Origin of the sequence: Actinoplanes sp. NPDC026623 (assembly GCF_040638275.1) — a bacterium.
GTDB lineage: Bacteria > Actinomycetota > Actinomycetes > Mycobacteriales > Micromonosporaceae > Actinoplanes.
In genome coordinates this window covers 20,531-38,616 of record NZ_JBEZXZ010000073.1, presented here as the reverse complement: position 1 = coordinate 38,616, position 18,086 = coordinate 20,531, and the positions used below count along the sequence as shown (strand labels likewise).

At 66.0% G+C, this 18,086-nt stretch carries 12 protein-coding genes and 1 pseudogene; 6 read left to right on the top strand and 7 right to left on the bottom strand.

Features of this window, described 5'->3' with window-relative positions; translation table 11 throughout:
- The coding region (locus AB0F10_RS22170; RefSeq protein WP_360627968.1) for a BTAD domain-containing putative transcriptional regulator at window positions 1-1,932 on the bottom strand (1,932 nt) is incomplete at its 3' end.
- A 204-nt stretch (window positions 1,933-2,136) separates the two neighbouring features.
- On the opposite strand from AB0F10_RS22170, the gene AB0F10_RS22165 reads away from it, so the two are divergent.
- From AB0F10_RS22165 to AB0F10_RS22145, 5 genes are all read left to right on the top strand, one after another.
- Entirely contained in the window at window positions 2,137-4,353 is a 2,217-nt protein-coding gene (locus AB0F10_RS22165; RefSeq protein ID WP_360627965.1) for a glycoside hydrolase domain-containing protein, read from the top strand.
- Window positions 4,354-4,363: 10 nt separating this feature from the next.
- The gene (locus AB0F10_RS22160; RefSeq protein WP_360627962.1) at window positions 4,364-4,846 is read left to right on the top strand and encodes a hypothetical protein; all 483 of its coding nucleotides are present in this window, start codon (window positions 4,364-4,366) and stop codon (window positions 4,844-4,846) included.
- Window position 4,847: 1 nt separating this feature from the next.
- Window positions 4,848-5,600 (top strand): twin-arginine translocation signal domain-containing protein, encoded by a 753-nt coding sequence (locus tag AB0F10_RS22155; RefSeq protein ID WP_360627959.1) that lies wholly within the window; start codon window positions 4,848-4,850, stop codon window positions 5,598-5,600.
- A 231-nt stretch (window positions 5,601-5,831) separates the two neighbouring features.
- Window positions 5,832-6,290 carry a DUF2690 domain-containing protein gene (locus AB0F10_RS22150; RefSeq protein WP_360627956.1) on the top strand — a complete coding sequence of 153 codons (459 nt, stop codon included), beginning with the start codon at window positions 5,832-5,834 and terminating at the stop codon, window positions 6,288-6,290.
- A gap of 330 nt (window positions 6,291-6,620) precedes the next feature.
- Complete coding sequence (locus AB0F10_RS22145) at window positions 6,621-6,854, top strand: hypothetical protein (RefSeq protein WP_360627953.1); 234 nt, start codon at window positions 6,621-6,623, stop codon at window positions 6,852-6,854.
- A 74-nt stretch (window positions 6,855-6,928) separates the two neighbouring features.
- Here AB0F10_RS22145 and AB0F10_RS22140 read toward each other — a convergent pair whose 3' ends face one another.
- The 3 genes and pseudogenes from AB0F10_RS22140 to AB0F10_RS22130 form a co-directional block, all read right to left on the bottom strand.
- Window positions 6,929-7,489: a hypothetical protein gene (locus tag AB0F10_RS22140; protein ID WP_360627974.1), complete on the bottom strand. Its 561-nt coding sequence runs from the start codon at window positions 7,487-7,489 to the stop codon at window positions 6,929-6,931.
- Window positions 7,490-7,517: 28 nt separating this feature from the next.
- Window positions 7,518-7,634, bottom strand: a pseudogene (locus tag AB0F10_RS22135) (IS6 family transposase); the annotation flags it as partial.
- A gap of 452 nt (window positions 7,635-8,086) precedes the next feature.
- Complete coding sequence (locus AB0F10_RS22130) at window positions 8,087-8,431, bottom strand: helix-turn-helix domain-containing protein (protein ID WP_360627971.1); 345 nt, start codon at window positions 8,429-8,431, stop codon at window positions 8,087-8,089.
- 848 nt (window positions 8,432-9,279) lie between these two features.
- On the opposite strand from AB0F10_RS22130, the gene AB0F10_RS22125 reads away from it, so the two are divergent.
- Window positions 9,280-10,227 (top strand): tyrosine-type recombinase/integrase, encoded by a 948-nt coding sequence (locus AB0F10_RS22125; RefSeq protein WP_360627950.1) that lies wholly within the window; start codon window positions 9,280-9,282, stop codon window positions 10,225-10,227.
- Between the two features lie 150 nt (window positions 10,228-10,377).
- Here the strand turns inward: AB0F10_RS22125 and AB0F10_RS22120 are convergent, their stop codons facing one another.
- The 3 genes from AB0F10_RS22120 to AB0F10_RS22110 form a co-directional block, all read right to left on the bottom strand.
- Entirely contained in the window at window positions 10,378-10,821 is a 444-nt protein-coding gene (locus AB0F10_RS22120) for an IS30 family transposase (RefSeq protein WP_360627947.1), read from the bottom strand.
- A 1,204-nt stretch (window positions 10,822-12,025) separates the two neighbouring features.
- Window positions 12,026-14,314, bottom strand: coding sequence for a discoidin domain-containing protein (locus AB0F10_RS22115; RefSeq protein ID WP_360627944.1), 2,289 nt, complete (start codon window positions 14,312-14,314; stop codon window positions 12,026-12,028).
- A 933-nt stretch (window positions 14,315-15,247) separates the two neighbouring features.
- Entirely contained in the window at window positions 15,248-18,070 is a 2,823-nt protein-coding gene (locus AB0F10_RS22110) for a glycoside hydrolase family 13 protein (RefSeq protein WP_360627941.1), read from the bottom strand.
- Window positions 18,071-18,086: the final 16 nt, after the last annotated feature.

Sequence of the window (18,086 nt, the reverse complement as noted above, 5' to 3'; positions counted from 1 at the left end):
GGCCGGAAGCGGCGGCGCCGGGGTGATCGCGGCCCACTGCGGCTGGAGCAGCCGGGCCGCGGGGAAGGCGGTGTGCAGGTAGTGGTCGTAGAGGCGGTGCAGGGCCGCCCGCTGGGCGTCGGCCGGTTCGTGGGCGCGGACCAGCTCGGCGGCGTAGGTGCGCAGCAGGTCATGCGCGGTGTACCGGCCCGGCTCGTGCTCGGCCGCCAGGTGCAGCCGGGTCAGCTCGCGCAGGGCGGAGGCCACGTCGGCCGGTTCTCGGCCGGTCAGCGCGGCGGCGGCCGCAGTGGTGAGGTCGGGGCCGGGGTGCAGGCCGAGCAGGCGGAACAGGCGGGCGGCCGGTTCGCTCAGGGCTCGGTAGGACCAGGAGAAGACCCGTCGGACGTCGCCGTCGGCGAGCGCGTCCAGCCGGGACTCGCGCGGGCTCAGCTCGGCGGCGAACGCGGTGAGCGGGAACGCCGGCTTGGCCGCGATCCGGGCCGCCACGATGGACAGCGCGAGCGGGAGCCGGCCCGCCGCGTCGATCACGGCGGCGAACGCGTCCGGCTCGCGCGCCACCCGCTCGCTGCCCAGCCAGGCACTGAACAGGTCCCGGGACTCCGCATCGGTCAGCTCGGTCAGCGTGAGCGGCTGGGCCCGTTCGGCCGCGACCAGGCCGGTGAGCTGGTCCCGGCTGGTGATCACCACCGTGCAGTCGCCGGCGCCCGGCAGCAGCGGCCGGACCTGGCCGGCGTCGCGGGCGTTGTCGAGCACGATCAACATCTGCCGGGCGGCCAGCAGGCTGCGGTACAGCCCGGCCCGGGCGTCGGTGGTGGCCGGGATCCGCCCGTCGGCCACGCCGAGCGCCTCGAGGAAGCTGCGCAGCGCCTCGGCCGGGCACACCGCCTCGAAGTCGTCGTAGCCGCGCAGGTTCAGGTAGAGCTGGCCGTCGCGGAACCGGGTGGCCACCCGGTGCGCCCACTGCAGCGCCAGCGCCGTCTTGCCGACGCCTGCCATGCCGCTGATCGCCGAGATCACCACGGTGGTGGGCCCGCCGGTCCCGGCGGCCAGGAAGGCGTCGAGCCGGGCGAGCTCCGTGGCGCGCCCGACGAAGCCTCGGACGGCGAGCGGGAGCTGCGCGGGCCGGCGGCCGGGCGGCGGCTCGCGGTGCGCGTCGGCGCGGCCGTGCAGGATGTCGTCGTGCAGGCGGACCAGCTCCGGCCCCGGGTCCAGCCCGGTCTGCTCGGCCAGGGCCTGCCGGGCCTGGTGGAAGGAGTCCAGCGCGCCGGCCACGTCGCCGGTGCGGTACAGCGCGGTCATCAGCTGGCCCCACGCCCGCTGCCGCAGCGGATGCCGGTCGACCAGGGCGCGCAGCCGCTGGATCACGTCCGCATCGGCCGTGCCGGCTGCCAGCGCGGCCGCGGCATGGTCCTCCTCGGCCAGCAGCCGCCGCTCCGCCAGCCGCCGGACCCGGCCCTCCAGCGCCGGACTCAGGGGCAGGTCGGCCAGCGCCGCGCCGCGCCACATGCCGACCGCCGCGGCCAGCTCCGCCGCCGCCCGCTCCGGTTCGTCGGCGGCCAGGGCCGCCCGGCCGCGGGCCGCCGCGGCCTCGAACCGGTCCAGGTCCCGTTCGCCCGGCTCGACCCGCAGCAGGTAGCCGCCGGGGACGACGGGCATCCGGTCCGGGCCGCCGGCGGTGTGCAGCGCCTGGCGCAACCCGCGGACGTACGTGCGCAGGTTCGCCGTCGCGGACAAGGGCGGATCACCCGGCCAGACGACGGCCTGCAGCTCCCCGGCGCGGACCACCTCGTTCGGCCGCAGCAGCAGGCCGGCCAGCAGCAGCCGCTGCTTGACCGGCACCACCGGGATCTCCACGCCGGCGCGCGCCACCCGTAACGGGCCGAGCAGGCCGAAGTCAAAGCCCACTGTGGAGGATCCCGGTGCGGCGGCCACCGGTGCAGCCTATCGACAGGGCGACCGATGTACAGGCGATGTACGGCACCCGTTGTACCGTCGCCGGGGTATCGGTGCCCACCCGGTGAGCGGGAGCAACGGGGGTTCGCCGGCCAGATCGCCGGACTAGACAGTAGGACAACTGTTAGTGTCAGCGTCCACTCAGGACTGGTGGCAAGGGATTGGTTAGGGAGATGCGCATCCGTGGCGGATGAGATGGTCTTGCAGGCGCAGCGATTTGTGAACACAATCTATGGGACCCGCATCGGCATGACAGTCGATGAGGACGGCAAGACGAGCTGGACCATGATGTACGCCTTGACCAGGGCGCTGCAGTGGGAGCTCGGCATCACTGCATTGTCCAACAGTTTTGGACCCACGACGCTGTCGACCTTGACCTCCAAATACCCTGCGTTGAATCAGAACACGGTTCCTTACGCCAACTTCACCCGCATCATCCAGTCAGCCCTGTATTGCAAGGGATATGACGGCGGCGGCGTCGACGGAGTCTATGGCGCCCGTATTCAGGCGGCGGTCAGTCAGCTCAAGTCCGACATGGGCGTGGGCGGGACCACCCCGAACGGCGATCTCACTCCAAAGGTCTTCAAGGGTCTGCTCAACATGGACCCCTACGTTAAGGTTGCCACGGGCTTGGATGCGGTTCGCGGTGTTCAGCAGTGGTTGAACGGCCGGTACCTGGGCCGAGCGGATTTCTTCGTCATTCCCTGTGACGGTCGGCATTCGCGAGACGTGGCCAAGGCCATGCTGCTGGCCGTGCAGTACGAACTCGGCATGGCGGACGGCGTGGCCAACGGCGTATTCGGCCCAGGAACGCAGTCGGGCTTGAAGACGCACCCCGTTGCAACGGGGGCGACCGGCGTGTGGGTCTCGCTCTTCTCGGCGGCGATGATCCTCAATCAGCGTGCCGTGGCATTTTCGTCGAGCTTCGGATCTGCGCTCGTATCTGAAACCACCACATTTCAGTCCTTTGTCAAATTGCCGGCCACCGGTAAGGGCGACTATGCGACCTGGGCATCGCTGCTGATCTCGTACGGAGACCAGACCCGCAAGGGTGCCGCCTGCGATGGGGTCACAAAGATCACGACCGCACGGGCGACGAGCCTCAAGGCCGACGGAATCACCTATGTGGGACGGTACCTGACGAGTGTCAGCAGCACGCTGCCGGAGAAGGTGATTCAGTCTGAGGAGTTGCAGACGATTGCTTCCTCGGGGCTACGCTGCTTCCCTATCTATCAAACCCAGGGCAGGGATGCGTCGTCGTTCAACTACCCACTCGGCCGGGCGGCGGGCTATGCGGCGATCAACGCGGCTCAGGACCACGGCTTCAAGCCAGGGACGCGGATCTTTTTCGCCGTGGACTTCGACGCCCTCGATGACGAGGTGACGTCGAACGTCCTGCCACATTTCAAGGGCATCGTGGACTCGGTAGCGGAGGCTGGAGGCCAATACCTGGTCGGCGTGTACGGCGCCCGCAACGTCTGTTCGCGCGTCGCAGCTGCCGGGCATTCGACCGCAAGTTTCGTTTCCGACCTGTCGTCCGGATTCTCGGGTAACTATGGTTACGCGCTTCCGGCGGACTGGGCTTACGACCAGTTCGTCACGCGCGTCGTCGGGACGGGCACGGGGAGCATCGAGATCGACAACGACATCGCATCGGGTCGTGATACCGGACAGGCTTCGTTCAATCCGGCGCGCGCAGTGGTCGCGGACGTCCGACTTGACTCCTCGCTGCACAACTCGCTGATGATCGACATCGGGAAGTACATGGAGTCGATCGGGTACCCCAATGACGGTGGTCTCAAGAACTTCCAGCACTGGAAGTGTTTTCAGTCCACAGTGCTCGATCACGATGACGTGATCACGCAGCAATCCAATCTGTACAACATGCGAAAGGCTCTCATCCAGACCTCCGCCTACTGGGAGATGCGCCATTGGGGACCTGAGGACGACGTCCAGGACGCCCGCGTGGAGGCATATCACCTCGGAGTCCCTGGGGGTGTGCGCGACTCCTCGACGGGGATCGCCCAGATCACCGGCGAGGCCGCAATCCGTGCCTGGAATTATTGCATCACGAAAGGCCTCGTGACGGGGTCGACCAGCGATCCTGCGAACGACGGCGACGTCTACGCCATGTGGAAGAAGGTTCAGGACGAGGCCTTCGCGTTGCAGACAGTTTCGCTGCTGCACCTCTGGGGTGCGGCGGGTAAGCCGGGGGGCAGCAACCCACCCGAGGGAGAGACGGTTCTGCGGCCCATGGCTCTGGACTACAACGACAAGGAGAACTTCGAAATCCTACGCCGCTACCAAGGCTGGGGTGATGTTGCCGTGGACGGCGGTCAGAAGCGTATGGCGCTCTACTACATCTTCGAGAAGTACAACGGTATCGCCCGGCATTTCTGAAGGGTTTGCTGTGTCGCAGGATCCGTTCGCCGTGCCGAACCCGCTCGTGCTGTTCGCCGTCGTGTCGCTGAGTGCCGCGGGCTTCGTCGCGCTCCTTGCCTACGCACGGCTGACACTCAGGCGTGCTCGCGGTCCGGAGCCTGCACCCGGTGCCGTGTGGCGTTGCGTCGCGGCGCTTGTCGCCGCGGTAGCCCTTGGTATCTACATCTGGGGCGCGCTGCACCTGGTGATGGACGAGTCCGCGGCTGATCAAGCCTGCAAGACCGCGGTCGGGCCTGCGCACGCGGGACAAGTGGATGCGTACCGGACCTCGCTGGTTCCGCTGCGGTTCGGCTGTCACGTCGCAGGCACGGGGACCGTCGAAGGCGCGATTCCCAGCCATGTCAATTCCGCTCTGGCCATAGCTGCCATTCTCGCGGGCGCTATGACCCTGATAGCCCTATTCGTATCCGCACATCACAAGAGTCCCGACCAGACCTCGACGGGAAACTGACATGACCACCAAATCGTGGTTGACGCGCCGTTCCTTTCTCATCCGCACCGCTGCGGCGGGTGCGGCTGTATCGCTTCCCGCGCTGACTTCCTCACCGGCGCACGCCGCGTCCAGCGATACGGCTGCGGCCAGGCTCGCCGCCAAGATCCGACGCCTGCGTAAGCCGGATAGCCGAGTCCTCGCCGGAGAGCGGTCGCTCAACGGCTGGGAGATGGAGAAGGTGGCCGACGATCGTGGGAACGTCTACACACGACCGATCGTCGGAACGCCGCTAGCCGGAGTCCAGATGCGCATGGGTGACGTCGAGACGATCCTCGTGCACCTCGTCCGACGCTTTCACTACGAGGTGGAGGAGCTGCGCGCAGGGGACGTGATCGGGTGGCGAGCCCCGACAGGCGAGCGCAAGCAAACGGCCGAATCGAACCTGGCCTCCGGCACCGCCGTCCTGATCAGGCCCGATCACTACCCCGTGGGCGTACGGGGGAACTTCTTTGCCCTGCAGCAGATCGTGATCCGCGACATCCTGGCCGAACTCGACGGCGTTGTTCGCTGGGGAGGCGATGACCGGAGGCCGAACGAGGCGCTGTTCTCGATCGACGTCCCCCCGGACGACTCTCACCTGGCCGTGATCGCGGGCAGACTCCGGGGGTGGCAGGACGTGGCCGGTCGTGGGGCAGGCGGTCACGTCGACGTGATGGCTCACGGTCGGCGCAGCGCGGCCAAGATCGTGGAGAAGCGTCAGCGCTCCGCCTGACCCAAGCGGTCTGCGAAGTCTTGCGACCATTCGATCCGGGCGTGTGGTACCCGGACTTGCTTCCGCGAGAAGGCCATCGATCTCTGTTGCGACTATCGTGCCAGATTTCGCGAGTCCCCGAGCCCAGGCCCAGCCACAGTGTGCTGGCCCGGGCTCGATTTCGGGACTTCACACACGCCCTCGGGACCCCGTAGGGCGTTCTTGGAATCGATCGAAAGAACAGGTACATCAATGCGACGTCGTTTGACGACCCTCCTTGTCACCATGCTTCTCGCCGCCGGAGCCACACTCTTCGGCGGATCGCCCGCCTACGCCATCACCTGCTCGGGAAGCAACTGCAGCGGCAAGAACCCCGACTCGACCGGCTGCTCCACCGCCTCTGCGTACACCCCGGCGACTGCCAATGCCGGGTACGGCGACTGGAACCTGGAATTGCGGCGGTCCAGCCAGTGCAACTCTTACTGGGCGCGCGTTAAGGGATATCACCACGTGGGATACGTCGGAGCCACGATCAGCGTCGACCGCCGGTACAACTACAACGGCTACATGACTTACCAGTCGGTGCACGTCGACCACGGTCAGGCGTTGGCCTACACGAACATGTGGGGCAGCTTGGCCGGCTACAGCGTCCGCGCCTGTCTCACCTTCGACCAGGGCCTCGGCACGGTGTGCACGGGCTGGTACAGCTGAGCCTTCACTGACCAGGCTGGCCAGCCCCAGTTCGACCGCCGAAGGGCGGGGTTCGCCGTGCGAACTCCGCCCTTCGGGCGTCCGTCGCCACTCGTCGGTTCTTCACCCGGGCGCTACGGATGCTGAAGGTGATCCCGAGCGAGGTGGTCACCGACGTCCCGGCCGCCCGTGCGGACGCGTCGGCGACATCCTCGCCCAACTGGACAGCTCCGGCACGCCGACATTCAGGTGCGCCTCGACTGGCATGTCGGTGACTACACGCGGTACTTGAGGATGGCGTCTCTGTGGGCGAGCGAGTTGGGTATCGCGCCGGATGACGCGGAGCATCTCATGTTCAGCGACATGTTGAGCGAGGAACCGGGAGCCAGCCCGTGGGCCACGCCAGGCCGGGCGGCCATCACCGCGGCCTCCCTGGAAGACGATGAGACCAGCGCCGTCCTCGAGGCAATCGACGATGCTGCCGCCGGATTCGCCGCGCTGTCCGGCGTCAGCCCTGCCGACATGGACGACTTCGAACGCGGTGTCCGACAGCTACGACGCATCGTGCTCACCCGCACCAACTGAGCACGGGACAGCCGAGGTCACCGGCATGGGCTCGAGCAACTCGAATCCACCCAGGCGCTTGCGCACGGCACGCATTACGAGGACGCCTGGCGGACTTGAGCGGGCCGGCTCGCCCGGGTCAGGGTATAGACCTGGTTGGCGACGCCGGGGATGCCGTTGACAGTGGTGGGGCGCACCCAGCACCACGGAGCGTGGGGGTCGCCATCGCGGCGTGGGTGCAGGCGAAAGTGCCCGCGGCGTAGGTGGGCGCGCGGGCTGCGCCCGGTGCCGGGGAAGCGGCGCCGTGATGCGGGTGGCGAGGTGGCGTCGACGTCGAGGATGTGCACCGTGCTGTCGGTGGTGGCGTCGCCGGCCTGGCAGGGGACCGGTGCCCTGCTCGGCAGGGTGGGCGGTTGGTGCCAGCTGGACAGGGCGATGCCGGCGGTGATGGCGTCGACTTCGCGGCGCCAGTGGGTGCGGCTGCGGTGGGCGGGGACGGCGATGTCCTCTCTGCCAAGGGCAGCCACCAGGGGTGGGGTGTTGGTCAGGCACCAAGCGAACTCGTCGCCGGGGCGGCCGTCGGTGTCGGCGGTGAGCAGGAGCCCTTCGACGGTGCCTCCGAAGTGGTGCAGGGCTTGTAGCGGGGTGGGCAGCATTGTCGGCGGCGTGGCCGCGGGCGTAGAGCACCCAGCGGTAGACGGTCACGTGGTCAACGTTGATGCCGCGTTCGGCGAGCAGTTCCTCGACGTCGCGGTACGAGAGGCCATAGCGTAAGTACCAGCGCACCGACACCACGATCACCTCGGCTGGGAAGCGGAACCCCGCGAACGCGGACCGGGGAGGCGACCAGGAACGAGTCGGCGCAGAATGCTTCACCGTCAAGCCTGCCTTGATCTTCCGAGGGGCGAACGCAACAGAGCCGACGCAGCCGCGCGGGTGGTCGGCGAGATCTTCACGGTCGCCAGCCGCGGCCGAGGGGGCGGGCTGAGATCTGATCGGTCGGCGGGGTCAGGCCGGCCAGTCGACGCGGTACGCGTCGGCCTGGTCTCAGCCGAGCGACCGCTCGCGGTTGACTCGATGTCAGCGCCAGATCATCGGCTGCCGGGCGCCCGTGAGCGCGTCGTGGACGTAACCCGCGATCCACCCGGAGTCGTTCACATCCACCGGCGTCGCACGGTGTCCACCCAAATCGGTGAAAGCACCGTTCTCGAACACCCAGCCGATGTCCGTTGAACTCGAGTGCGCGCGTAGACCTACTGGTAGATCGCTTCGTGTGACACCCGGCAAGCCTGATCGTCCGGCACCAGATCCGGCAAGCGACCCGCGATCGAGGCCGGTGACCAGCCTGAACGCAACCTGTCGGTCACCACCTGCCGCAACCGGGGCGACCGCTCGACCGCCAGCAGCTTCGGGCGGGCCCGTGATGTCGCCGCCCTGAGGTCCGCAGCCACCGCCCGGTAACCGCCTCGGCCACCATGACGCGCGACGTCCCGCGAGATGATCGACGGATCCCGGCCGATCAAAACGCCGATCTCCTTATACAGCAGGCCTTCCGCGAGCCCGCGGGAGATCTCTTCGCGGTCCGGCAACGTCACCATCACTCGCACGGCGGGCATCCTGTCCCACCGAACCATCAAGATCAAATGCTACGACTGCCTGAATCCGCCCCTTCCGTGCACTTGCCCAGATTATCGGGATCTTGACCGTCGGGGCGGCACTGGAAGTCTGCAGCAGGTTCTTCCCCGATGAAGAGCCTCCCGCCAGATCAAGGGCAATGCTCGAGGATTTGTTCGCGTCACCATGACGAAGCGTAATCCTGCTGTGTCGGAATCGCGGAAATAGCGTCTGGTAGCAGGCGAATGCGCCTGCGACTGCCACGACGAGCAATGCGGGCGGTCGGCATGGTCTCGTCGGCCCGCCGTGGCGCTGGGAGAATGACGCTGACGCAAGCAGGTTCACAAAGACGCAGCTCAGGTACAGTGTGGGAGGTGCTGAAAGGGTGATGTTGTTGGACCCCTTTACTCGGCCGAGTATACTTTCCAGTGACCTGGTAAAACGTTTGTTAGCACGTCGCTGGGCCTTCCAAATGCTGGGGGTCAAGGGGTCGCAGGTTCAAATCCTGTCAGCCCGACTTTTGGGAACGTCTTCGCGGGTCAGAGACCTACGGGGGCGTTCTTTTTATTGTCTCTTGTCGGTACGGCTCGGCGTTGGAGCCCTTTACTCGCGATGATCGTTAGTCCTTTCTGCGCTCGCGCCAGGTGTGTTTGCCCAGCTCAGCGCGGGTTTGATGCGCGTGGTGGGCGGTAGGCGTAGACTCCTTGACTCGGCTACTTCCGCTGGCGGTTGAGGTTATTTCCGCAGGTCAGCGGGTATTCGTGAGGTCGGTTTGGTGCCTTGATGCGAGCACGCCGCTCGTGGACCCCTTGACTCGGTTGGGGGTTTCGGCATGGCTCTGCTGGATCTCGACAAGCTGTGCTCGGATCTACCGGACGGCGATTGGGCCGGCTTTCTGCGGGACTGGGATCGCAGTCTGCGGGCTGCGAATCATTCGGAGACGACCCGCTACAACTACCTCTTGGCGGTCGCCCAGCTGGCCAGATTCCTGATCGGTTGCGCCGCAGAGGCCTCGAAAGATCCGACGTTGGTGACCAAGGCCGACGTGGAGTCGTTCCAGGTGTGGATGATCGAGACGCGTTCTGCGGCGACCGCGTTGAACAAGCACAAAGGACTTCAGCAGTTCTTCCGCTACCTGGTCGAGGAAGGTGAGCTCGACGCCTCGCCGATGGAGCGAGTGAGGCAGCCGAAGACGCCGCAGAAGCTCGTACCGATCATGGGCGACGCCGACACGAAGAAGTTGCTCGACAGCACCAAGGGCAAGACTTTCGCGGCGCTTCGAGACGAAGCGATCATTCGCCTCTACTACAACACCGGCGCGCGGCTGTCCGAGGTTGGCGACGCCTTGCTGACTGATCTGGACATGAACACCGAGTCGGTTCTGCTGCACGGCAAAGGCGCGAAGGACCGCAGGGTGCGGTTCGGGCCAAAGACGTCGCGGGTGCTCGCTCGATACCTACGAGCTCGCGCGAAGCGCGACGGTGCAGCCGACGTCCCGCAACTATGGCTAGCAGAGCGGGGCGTGCGACCGTTGGCCCCGAACGGCATCAAGGCCATGCTGAAACGCCGTGGCGCTGCGGCCGGCGTGGCGAGCGTGTACGCGCATCGCTGGCGACACAACTTCGCCCACGAGTGGCACAAGGCCGGCGGTAACACTGGCGACCTCATGCTGTTGCTCGGCTGGGCTTCCGATGACATGCCGCGCCGGTATGCCGCCAGTGCCGCAGCGGAGAGAGCCCAGGAGTTCCAGGTGCAAATGGGAATCGGCGAGCGCGTATGAGGTCGGTCCCGCCTGCAGGGGTGGTTGTTGCCGGGATCCTCTCGTCAGAACACCGCAGGGTGGTCACCGAGCATGTCGATCATGACAATGCCGGTCAGATCCGCCCACGATTGCAAGGTTCTCGGTTCGCCGTTGAAGGCAGCGGCAGATTCAGGCAGTGGAAGCATGTGACTCTACGAGTTCGGTGAATATATCGGAGGGCTTCTTCCAGTCGAAGATCTTACGGGGTCGGTCGTTGATTTCCGCGGCGACGGCGGCGAGGTAGTTCGGGTCGGAGGTGATCGGGATGCCTTTCGGGAAGAACTCGCGCACGATCCGGTTCAAGTTTTCGTTGCTGCCGCGTTCCCACGGGCTGTGCGGGTGGGCGAAGTAGACGGGCAGGCCGGTCGCGGTGATGGCGGCGTGGCGGGCCACCTCGGCGCCGCAGTCCCAGGTCAGCGATCGGCGGATCTGGGCGGGCAGGCCGTCGACGGCGGCGATGACGGCCTCGGTCACGCTCAGCGAGTCTCGGCCGGTGAGCGGGACCAGGATCAGGAACCTCGAGGTGCGTTCGACCAGGGTCGCGACGGCGGTCTTGCCGTTCTTGCCGATCACCAGTCGGGTAGCCCCGACGCATTGCTGCGCCGGGGCCCCCTCAGAACCGTGCTTGCGGCGTTGACCGCACACGGCTCAAGCAAGCCCTGTGGACTACGGGCGGGCAGAAAATGCGATCGTTGCGTCTTCGGCGGCTTTGAGCCGCTGTAGACACTCCGCGTGCGTGAGACGGAATGGTTTGTCGCCCGACGTGCCATCGACCCGGTAGGTCATCAGGTAATTCTTGGTGATCGCCTTCCGGGTCGTTCGCACCCGCCGTGGCGTTGACGTGTCGGATAAGCAACGTACCGATCAGGGCGTCGGCGAGCATGTCATCCATTCTCCATCCACCGCACCGGGCCCGCGGAGGTATGTTCTCTCTCATGGAGGCGGATGCGCGGCAGGGGTGAGACGGTCCATTCAAGTCGCCGGTGGTGCTCGCCGGCCCTGCGAATTTCCGGTGCCCGTACGTAGGCTGCTCGTATCAGAGGACAGCGATGGACCTGGCAGACCCCCGTCCGTAGATCGTTGCAATGGCCCCACGGATGTGCGCTGCCGGATGCCCGAGGGGCCATTCGTCGTTCTGGGTCAGATGTCGGAATCCGACCCCCTTCCGGGCGATGCGCCCGCCGCGGGTCAGGATCGCCGCGACTTGGATCTGGTGGGTCTCAAGCAGCCGGTCAGGTTGCGGGCATCGTCGTGGGTAAAGGCCTTTGCCTTCGCCACGATCCTTCCCCGCTGAAGCTAGTGCTCAGTCGAGGGCTGTCGCCGGTCGCACCATCGGTGAAGACCGCTGGTATCCGGCGTGTTGAGCGCAGGCGTGCACTGGCACCGTTCAGACCTTGACCCGGTCCGGCTCGCCGATCGTGAGCCAATGCAGCGCGAGCAACGAACCGAGCCCTACTGCGACGGTCCCCGATGGGGGGCCGTCCGCAACCGGTAGCCCCCGTGTCCCTCCGGTCCCCGCTGTCCCCGAACTGCCGCTGACCAGCGGAACGGCGGGGGACAGGGAGGAACAGTCAGGATGGACAGTCAGGAGGGACAGATCGGACGGACAGATCGGATGGACGGTTCCGGTGAGCATCTTCTGTACGAGTTCAAGGCGGCCCGCTGATGCAGGCCGCTCGCGCCGCCGAAATGGCCGCTGCCAACGCCACCTCAATCCGTCAGCTGAGCGTTGGTTGCCCGTACCGGTGTGCCGGTCCGGGCAACCAACGGCCGCCCCTTAGGAGTAGACACCAACTTCGTAGAGTGAGTAGCCGTAGCCTGTGGCGCGGGCGGTGCCGTACAGGCGGAGGTAGCGGCCGCTGCCGGTCAGGCCGGTGAGGTTGTCGACTCCGCCGTTGCCGGTGGTGGTGGTGTAGATGTCGGTCCAGGTGGTGCCGTCGTCGGAGGTCTGGATCCTGTAGGACCTGCCGTATGCGTTCTCCCAGCGCAGGATTACCTGACCGATCGAAACGGTGGTGCCGAGGTCGATCTGGATCCAGCTGGGGTCGACGTAGTTCGAGGCCCAACGGGTGCTGGCGTTGCCGTCGACCGCGTTCGAGCCGGGGAGGCCGGCTGCCTCCGTGGAGGAGACGGTGACCGTCTTGCCGAGGGCCCGGTTGACGTCGGCTGAGGCGGCGGTCAAGGTGATCTGGGACGCCGTCGCGGAACTCGCGTTGCCGGCCATGTCAACGGCCCGGACCCCGACGGTGATGGCGGGGGTCGCCGGGTTTCTCACGGTCGTCTGGTTCACGTCGGCGTCGACCGTCTGCACCACCTCGTTGTTGACCAGTACGTCGTAGTGGTCCAGGCCCGAGCGGTCGTCGGTCGGCGTGGACCAGGTCAGCTGGAAGTCCGCGGCCCCCACGTCGCTGTCGGCCGGGGGCTGTTGGATGGTCACCTTGCCGGGTGGGGTGTTGTCGAAGTCCATATCGATGAGTTCTTCGGGGCTGGCGTTTCCTGCCGCGTCGAGTGCCTGCACGCTGACGGTCATCGGCCCCTGCTGGAAGTAGCTGTTAGCCGGCAGGCTCATCGATACCGAGGTTTGGCCGGCGGGGGCGCCGGCCACCCACTGGGCGCCGTCGAAGTCGCGCGCGGTCACCCGGTAGCCGACCACCCCGTCGGCCTGCTCGGTCGCCGCCGGTGTCCAGGACACCGGGAAGGTCGTGCTGCTGAGCCAGGCGTTGGTCAACGTCTCCATTTCTACGCGGGTCGGCTGGGCCGGCGCCTGCGTGTCGGTGGCGGTGTCGGTGACCACGACGGTGGCGGTGGTGGCCTCGGCGGAGGTCAACCGCACGCTGAGCCCGGTGTTGGGCACCTGCCAGGTGTTGTCGGTCATCAGGTCCGGCTGGGTCGCATCATCGTTCTTGGCCGGACCGGGAGTCATGTCGAGCAGTACGGAAGTTGAGCCGTCCTTGCGGTTGGCCTCGAGTCCGCCGATCCAGCCCTGGCGGCTGAACCCGTTCGGTGCGGTGGGGCGGTACTCGACGTAGATGTCGTTGCCGGTGGTCGGGTGGAACTTGAGGCCGCGGATGCCGGATTTCTCGTTGATCGAGGTCAGCTGGTACGTGCCGGGGCTGGTGATCAGCGGTGTGTCGGCGTCGGTGAACGCACCGAGGATCGCGGAGTGGGCGGCGTTCAGCGGCTCGGTGTTGTTCCCGCCCATGATCTGGTGGTCGTTGCCGTACCCGGCCACCGTGCAGGTGGTGGCGGTGGAGCACCACTCTTCGTTGGCGTGTCCGAGTCCGAAGTTGTGCCCGAGCTCGTGTGCCGCCACTTTCCACCCACCGCCGAAGTCGGGCGCCTCGCCCCACGGCAGGTCGTCGGCCAGCGCGAGCTCGTTTCCGGGTACGTACGCCATCCCGTACCAGCCGCAGCCCAGGTACTCACTCGGTACGTACATCCAGTGGTCGGTCGGGCCGGACGGGCCGTGGCCGAGCACCTTCTTCGCCTCGTTGGCGTAGCTGCCGAACGAGCAGGGGTCTGGCTTCGCGGTGACGACCGGATCCAGGATGGTCACGGTTCCGGGGATGATCTGCCCGCGCCCGAAATTGGCCCACTCCTGCAGGCTCTTGGTTGCCATCGCCTTGAGGCTGTCCATGGTGCGGTGGAACGGCGAGGCGCCCGCCCAGGTGAACGGCACCACGGTGAGGTTGTGGACCACAGCCCCCTGGGTACCCGCCGACGGGCCCGGCTTCGCCACGACCTCGACCGCGGTGATCGCGGTGGGATCGTCCTGCAGGATCTCGGCGGCCTTCGCGGGAGTCGAGGCACCCGGGACCGCGATCTTGACGCGTGTTCCTGACGGGAGTTTGTCCAGGGCGGGTTCGTTCACCTGGACGCTGAAGTAGTCGAGTTGAAGAATGGTTGCGGTCGTCGGGCTGCCGTCCTTGTCATCGATGATCAGGTGGTTGACAGTGGCCGGGATCGTCGGAGTATCCGCTGCGGACGCCGGCGCTGGACCGAGCGCCGTCAGCGCGATGATCGCGAGCGCCAACGGCCCCGCGAAGCGCAATCTTGAGAGGAACATTCCCGAATGCTCATGCATCGCGACAGACGTCGACCAACAAAACAGCCTGGCCCCCCTGAAAGAATTAAGATGGCAGAAAATGCCATCTTCGCTGGTTGCAATGCCTTATGGTGGACGACCGCTTGGTTGACGGCGAGGTGACGGTGCCCGGCCACGCCAGTCCGAACCGACGTCACGGTAATGCCGAAACTGCACGCCGCGGCGGACGCGCTCAACATTCGCCACACGTATGACGCGGGCCTGCACCCGCGGTAACCCAGCCCGGCGCTGATACCGGCTATTTTCGGCAACGAGTCGAAGGACCGAACAATCGTCTTCTGGCATCTCCGCCCCACCCGAGCGAGCTCATCGATCACACCACGTTCGACATCCAACGTGACCGCACTCCACGCCACATCATCACCGTCCAGGTCCCGGCCGTCGTACCAAGCCGTCGCGCTGGGGTACCGGCAAGGAGGCCCATAGGCGATTCAGCAAATGCGGGCTATCGATAACGTTAGGACGAGCTGCGCCGCCGAGGATGGTGCCCGCTCGCGGAAGCGCCGGAACGCTCAGAGGGGGCCGCTGGTGGAACCGACCTGACAAAGGTGCAGGTCAAAACCCATCGCGATGGCTCGAGAGGAGGAGATTCGTTGGACCTCTGCACTCGGCCGAGTATATTTTTCAGTGACCTGGTAAAACGTTCGTTAGCACGTCGCTGCGGCTTCCATATGCTGGGGTCAAGGGGTCGCAGGTTCAAATCCTGTCAGCCCGAATTTGTAGAACGTCTTCGCAGGTCACAGGCCTGCGGAGGCGTTCGTGTCATTTATGTTGAACGATATGGGGCGTCGTTAAACCCCTTTACTAGGCCCGGGGGAGCCTTCTTGGTGCACCGCATTTCCGAGCGGTACAGGCATCCCGGGACAACGCGCGTGCTGTCCCGGGATGCCGGGCTTACTTGGTGAGGAGAACAGAGCCGTACAGCGCCGGAACGGTCAGGGTGAGCTTGCCGTGGATCGAGGCAATCCGGCGACCGGTCATGGCGTCTCTGTAGACCCTGTGGTGGTCTCCGGGAGGTAGGACAACGGTGACCTGTTGCGCCGTGTTGCTGTTGTTGAAGGCGGTGATGGCGCCCACGCCCTTGTACGAGCGATTGAGCACGATGACGTTTTCGTCGAGATGGAGCGGGGCGTCGATGGAGCCGCGTCGTAGGACCGCGTTGTGGTTGCGCAGACCGATCAGCTTCTGGAAGTCGGCCAGGAGCGCGTTGTCCGGGTCACCGCCTTTGTCGGCCCACGGGTAGGTGGCCCTGTTGAAAGGGTCGGCTCCGCCGGTCAGGCCGACCTCATCGCCGTAGAAGACCGCCGGGGAGCCTGGGAAGGTCATCTGGAACAGCGCGGCGAGCCGGAAGCGCTGCTTGGCCTCGGTGATCTGTTGCTGCGGGTTGCTGGGGTCGGTGTAGCCCAACTGATACAGCGTCCGTGCGGCATCGTGCGTCGAGAGCAGGTTCATCAAGGCGTAGAAGGCCTGCGGCGGGTACGCCTCACGCATCAGCTCGATGCTCTGGTATGCCTGCTTCGCGTTGCGGCCGGCGGCATAGTCGATGAGCGCGTTGCGGAAGATGTAGTTCATCGTGGAGTCGAAGGTGTCGCCGAGGAAGTACTTGGAGGAGTCGAACCACGTCTCCGCGACCGTGAGCGCATTCGGCCGGTGTGTCTTCACGGAGCTCCGCCACTCCCGCCAGAACTGGTCGCTCACCCAGGGCGTGACGTCCATGCGCCAGCCGGCGGTCCCGCGGTCCAGCCAGGTGTTCATCACCGAGTCGGGATTGCGGAATGCGAAATTCTTGAAGCTGTCGGACTCCACGACCTCAGGTAGCGTCGGTACGCCCGCCCAACCGCTGTACTGGCGGTCCGGGTCGGTCTCGTTGGGGTAGAAGCGGTACCAGTCAGCCCACGGCGAGTCGGGCCTGATCGTCGCGTTCTCGAACGCCCCGACGCCGGGGTGGTTCGCGTACCGGTCGAAGTACACCGAATCGCTGCCCGTGTGGTTCAGGGACGTGTCGAGGATGACGCGGATGCCGTGGGCCTTGGCTTCCCGGGTAAGCCGGGAAAGGTCGGCGTTGGTGCCGAAGTTGTCATCCACCTGCATGTAGTCAGTGGTGTCGTACTTGTGGTTGCTGCCCGCCTCGAAGATGGGGTTGATGTACAGCGTGTTGACACCCAGCCTCTTCAGGTAACCGAGCTTGCCGATGATGCCGGCCAGGTCGCCGCCGAAGAAGTCGTTGTTGTACGTGTCGTCGTCGGTGGTGGACCCGTCCGCGTCCCCGGGGACGTTCGGCTTGTCGAGCCAGTTCTGGTGAAACTCGACAGGGCCGTCGAGGTAGGTCTCGCGACCCGGCTGAGGATCGTTCGCTGTTTCGCCGTTGCGGAAGCGTTCGGGGAAGATGTAGTAGTACACGGCGTCCTTGGCCCACTCCGGCACCTTGAAGTCGGGGCTGTACACCGTCTGCCGGTACCGCCGGAGGTCCTTGCGATCCGTTGGCAGGAAAGCAATCTGGCCCATTCCGAAGGAACCGCGCTCTTTGGTCCAGTAGATGGAGTCATCGTTGTTCTGGTATACGTACTGCTGCCCGCCGATGGAGAGCTCGAAGTAGTACCCATACACGTTCTTCTGGCCGAACCGGTACGCGGCCGTCCAGCGATCGGCGTCGCCGTCCCGCGTTCGGATCATGGGCAGCCTGACCGGATCGAGGTATTCGATCACGTCCTCAGCGCCCTCCACGCGGCGGGTCTCCACTACCAGCGTCGCCGCGTCCACGCCGACCGGGGCTTCGAGAGCGAAGCGGACCTTCTTGCCGGTCGTGACGGCGCCGTACGGTGCGTGGAAGGGGGTCTGCCGCGAGTCGTATCGCACTCTGCGTGCGACTGTGTCGGTGACCGGCACGGGGATGCCGGGATTGACCCATGTCCTGTCGGTAATGGTAAGGACTGGCTGCCGGCCGGCACCTTCGAAACTCACCTTCATGGTGTGTTCGCCGGTGAAGTCGAAGTGGAGGCTGGCGGTGACCCCGGCCTCGGCGTCAGAGGAAAGCGGGAAAGGCTGATTCAAAGTTACGACGTCGTGGCTGCTGTCGGCCGCGCCGAGGTGTGTCTCCGGCGCGCCAAGGGGGTCGAGAATCTTGAACTCGTGTAGGCCCTGAAGGTCAACGTTCAGGTAGTAGCCGTCGCAGTCGTACAGGAAGTAGTCCGCGGGGGCCGGGTTGAACCCGTTGAAGTCACCGCTGAGGCCGAGCAGGGCATCGCCGAGTGGATTCTGCGGGCACCGGGTGATCGTCAACGTCGGCGTTGTGCTGGATTGCGATATGTCGAGGACTACCTGTTGGACGCCGTCGAACGCAAACGTCAGGTTCGAGCCGCCCAGCGCCAGTGGAAGCGGGGCACCGGCAACGACCTGGCCGCCGGCGGCGCCGCCGCCGAAGTCGGCATCGGCCGACCAGCTCGCGTCCGCGATCTTGAAGTCACTCGTCCCGCTGACGTCTACCAGCAGCTCGAAGCGGTTGCAGTTGTAAACGAACTGGAAACCGGGGTCGGCCGACCAGCCGTTGAACCCGCCCTTCAGATAGAGGGGACGGCTCCCGAAGGGATTGGCCACACACGGGGCGTCAGCCGCAGCGGCCGACTGGCTTGCCGCGACAGGGCTCATCGCGGTGGAGGTGGCGACGATCATGATCGCACCGCACACCATTGCCAACACGTTTCGCCGGAACCCGCGCATCAACAGCCTCCTTGCT